Annotated in this window: 1 protein-coding gene; it reads left to right on the top strand. The window is 35.4% G+C overall.

The window, feature by feature from the left end; genetic code table 11:
• Positions 1 to 291, top strand: a 291-nt coding sequence (locus tag AAEY97_RS21175; RefSeq protein WP_351001315.1) for a YagK/YfjJ domain-containing protein, incomplete at both ends; no start/stop codon positions are given.

Below are 291 nucleotides of genomic sequence, written 5' to 3'. Positions count from 1 at the left end.
ATAGTGAACTTAGTTAGATCTGCAGAGTTTAATGGTTACCCTGTTTTATCAAAGGGTGGTGAGTTAATAGAATATATATTAAAGGGTAATGAGCAGATTGTTTATCAATCTCTTCATAATCATAGTCGTGTAGTTGTTATGCGGTTTGAATTGAAGTTCCCTGTGGGGTATATGGGAAGTACTGAAGTCATATCGAAGTTCTTTGATTCTCTTCGCTATCGGATTAACTCTGATTTAGCAAAGAAGACTGAAATAAGATGTCGTACGATTAACAGCCAAATTGGGTATGTA

This window comes from Shewanella sp. TB7-MNA-CIBAN-0143 (assembly GCF_040310065.1).
In the GTDB taxonomy this organism is placed as follows: domain Bacteria; phylum Pseudomonadota; class Gammaproteobacteria; order Enterobacterales; family Shewanellaceae; genus Shewanella.
The sequence above is the reverse complement of the archived record's forward strand: the minus strand, read 5'-3'. Positions and strand labels throughout refer to the sequence as shown.